This window comes from Streptomyces sp. NPDC058964, assembly GCF_042741275.1.
Classification (GTDB): domain Bacteria; phylum Actinomycetota; class Actinomycetes; order Streptomycetales; family Streptomycetaceae; genus Streptomyces.
Map to the genome: position 1 here is coordinate 1,177 of NZ_JBHYKH010000653.1, position 3,211 is coordinate 4,387.

Genomic DNA, 3,211 nt, shown 5'->3' on the forward strand with positions numbered 1-3,211 from the left:
GCCCCCCCCGCGCCCGGCCGGGCGCGGGGGGCGGCGCGGTGGCACGGGCGTCCGCCGGGGGGCGCGGTGCGCCACCGCTCCGCTGCCCGAACCACCGGCTCACGGGCCACGCGCCCACCCTCCGGCGCAGGCGCAGCCATGAGTCCGGGGCGGCGCTCTCGGTCGGTTCCATTCCCGTCCCTCTCACAGCCGGCGGTGCCCACGCCACGCGGTCCGCTGCCCGACGACCATCAACGGCTCCGCGTTGGAAAACCCTTCCCCGGGCTCACCATGAGCACGGGGATGCCCCGACCGCAGCTGGGCACGGCAGGCGCACGTCTCAACAGTAGGCCGCAGAAGGCTTCCACGGGCAGCGGTCGTCTGCGGTTGCCCGAATGCGCCCCAGCCACCCGTATGCATCTGATATGCGCCGATCGGGTGGCCTTCAACCGCTACTGACCGGTCGGAAGGGCGACTTCGGCCGCGGCTTCCGGCCCCTGCTCCAGCAGGACGGCGAAACCGTCCTCATTCAGAACCGGCACCTTGAGCTGCATGGCCTTGTCGTACTTCGATCCCGGGTTCTCACCCACCACCACGAAAGATGTCTTCTTCGATACAGAACCGGTCACTTTCGCTCCTCGGCTCTGCAGCGCCTCCTTGGCACCGTCGCGTGTGTAGTGCTCCAGGGTCCCGGTGACGACGACGGTAAGCCCTTCCAGCGGACGAGGACCCTCGTCCTCGCCCGAGGACTCGTCCTCCAGCCGGACTCCAGCGGCCTTCCACTTGCGGACGATCTCCCGGTGCCACTCCTCGGCGAACCACTCCTGGAGGGCCGCGGCGATGGTCGGGCCGACACCCTCGATGCGCGCCAGCTCCTCCTCGCTCGCCTGCTCGATGCGGTCGACGGAGCGGAACTCGCGCGCGAGTGCCTGCGCCGCCACCGGACCGACGTGCCGGATCGACAGTCCGTTCAGGAACCGGGCGAGCGGCCGCTCCTTGGCCGCCTCGATGTTGGCCAGCAGGGCGAGGGTGTTCTTCTTCGGCTCGCCCTTCTGGTTGGCGAAGACCGTGACGACCTTCTCCTCGCCGGTCTTGGGGTCCCGCTTGGGCAGGCCGCTGTCCGGGTCGAGGACGTACGCCTTGATGGGCAGCAGCTTCTCCACCGTCAGGTCGAACAGGTCGCCCTCGTCGGCCAGTGGCGGGGCGGCCGGCTCCAGCGGGCGGGTGAGCGCCGCCGCCGCGACATCGCCGAAGTGCTCGATGTCCAGGCACTCCCGGCCCGCGAGGTAGGAGACACGCTCTCTCAACTGGGCCGGGCAGGTGCGCGCGTTGGGGCAGCGGAGGTCGATGTCGCCCTCCTTCATGGCCCGCAGGGGCGTCCCGCACTCGGGGCACTCCGCGGGCATCACGAACTCGCGCTCGGTTCCGTCGCGCAGGTCGACGACCGGGCCGAGGATCTCCGGGATGACGTCACCGGCCTTGCGGATCACCACCGTGTCGCCGATGAGGACGCCCTTGGCCTTGACCACGTCCTGGTTGTGCAGGGTGGCGAACTCGACCTCGGAGCCGGCGACCGTGACCGGTTCGACCTGGGCGTACGGCGTGACACGGCCGGTGCGGCCGACGCCGACCTTGATGTCGATCAGCCTCGTGTTGACCTCTTCCGGCGGGTACTTGTACGCGATCGCCCACCGGGGCGCGCGGGCCGTGGAGCCGAGGCGGCCCTGGAGGCGGATCTCGTCGAGCTTGACGACCACGCCGTCGATCTCGTGCTCCACGGAGTGGCGGTTCTCGCCGTAGTACGCGATGAACTCCCGTACGCCGTCGAGGTCGTCGACCACCCGGTTGTGGGCGGAGGTGGGCAGGCCCCAGGTCTTCAGCAGGTCGTAGGCCTGGGAGAGGCGGGTGAGGCCCTCGTAGCCCCGCAGGGCGCCGATGCCGTGGACGACCATGTGCAGCGGGCGGGAGGCGGTGACGCGCGGGTCCTTCTGGCGCAGCGAACCGGCCGCCGCGTTGCGCGGGTTGGCGAAGGGCTTGTCGCCGGCCGCGACCAGGCGCTCGTTGAGCTCGAGGAACTTCTCCATCGGGAAGTAGACCTCGCCGCGGATCTCGACGACGTCCGGGACGCGGTCGCCAGTCAGTCGGTCCGGGATCTCCGTGATCGTACGGACGTTGGGGGTGATGTCCTCGCCGGTGCGGCCGTCGCCGCGGGTCGCCGCGCGCGTGAGGCGGCCGTGCTCGTAGGTGAGGTTGACGGCGAGGCCGTCGACCTTGAGCTCGCACAGGAAGTGGCAGTCGGAGGTGCCGGCGTCCTTGGCGACGCGCTCGGCCCAGGCGGCCAGTTCGTCGTCGTTGAAGGCGTTGTCGAGGGAGAGCATGCGCTCGCGGTGCTCGACGGAGGTGAACTCCGTCTGGTACGCCCCCGCGACCTTCTGGGTCGGTGAGTCGGGCGTGCGCAGTTCGGAGTGCTCCTCCTCCAGCGCCTCCAGGGTGCGCAGGAGCTTGTCGAACTCCGCGTCGCTGATGACGGGAGCGTCCTTCACGTAGTACCGGAAGCGGTGCTCCTCGATCTGCTCAGCGAGCAGCGCGTGCTTCTCCCGTGCCTCGGCGGGCACCGTCGTCTCCGCTTGCTTGTCGCCGGCCACCGTGTTGTCCTCCCGTTACTCTGGGTTGTCCGCGAGCGATCTCGCCGCCCTGGCGCAGTGGGCGAGTGCCTTGCGCGCGTACGCGGGGGAAGCGCCCGCGAGTCCGCACGACGGGGTGACCGTGACCGCCTCCGCGAGAAGTCCCGGATGCAGTCCCAGCCTGCGCCACAGCGTCCTGACACCCATGACGCTACCGGCAGGGTCCGACAACGGGCCGTCCGTTGCGGGCACGACACCGGCGAACAGCCGCGTGCCGCCCTCCACGGCCTCGCCGATCGCTTCGTCGTCACGCTCGGTGAGGAGCGAGAAGTCGAAGGAGACCGCGGCGGCGCCCGCGCGGCGCAGCAGGGCGAAGGGCACGTCGGGGGCGCAGGAGTGGACGACGACCGGACCGGGGGGGGGGGCCGCGGGGGGGGTGGGGGCCCCCCCCGCCCGGGTCGTGCAGGAGGGCGGCCCCGCCGACATCGCCCGCCGGCCGCGGACGGACTACATCGCGCGGCTGGTCGGCCTGAACCTCTATCGCGGGCGGGCCGACGGCCACACGGTCCGGCTGGACGCCGGTCCGGCCATCACCACCACCGAGGACC

Annotated in this window: 1 protein-coding gene and 2 pseudogenes; 1 reads left to right on the forward strand and 2 read right to left on the reverse strand. The window is 71.2% G+C overall.

Annotated features, from left to right (window positions below; genetic code table 11):
- Window positions 1-431 precede the first annotated feature (431 nt).
- Window positions 432-2,624, reverse strand: a complete 2,193-nt coding sequence (gene ligA / locus ACFW2E_RS42305; RefSeq protein WP_384476123.1) for an NAD-dependent DNA ligase LigA — start codon at window positions 2,622-2,624, stop codon at window positions 432-434.
- 15 nt (window positions 2,625-2,639) lie between these two features.
- Window positions 2,640-3,017 (reverse strand): annotated as a pseudogene (locus ACFW2E_RS42310) (methionine synthase); the annotation flags it as partial.
- Window positions 3,018-3,057: 40 nt separating this feature from the next.
- On the opposite strand from ACFW2E_RS42310, the pseudogene ACFW2E_RS42315 reads away from it, so the two are divergent.
- A pseudogene (locus ACFW2E_RS42315) lies at window positions 3,058-3,211 on the forward strand (ABC transporter ATP-binding protein); the annotation flags it as partial.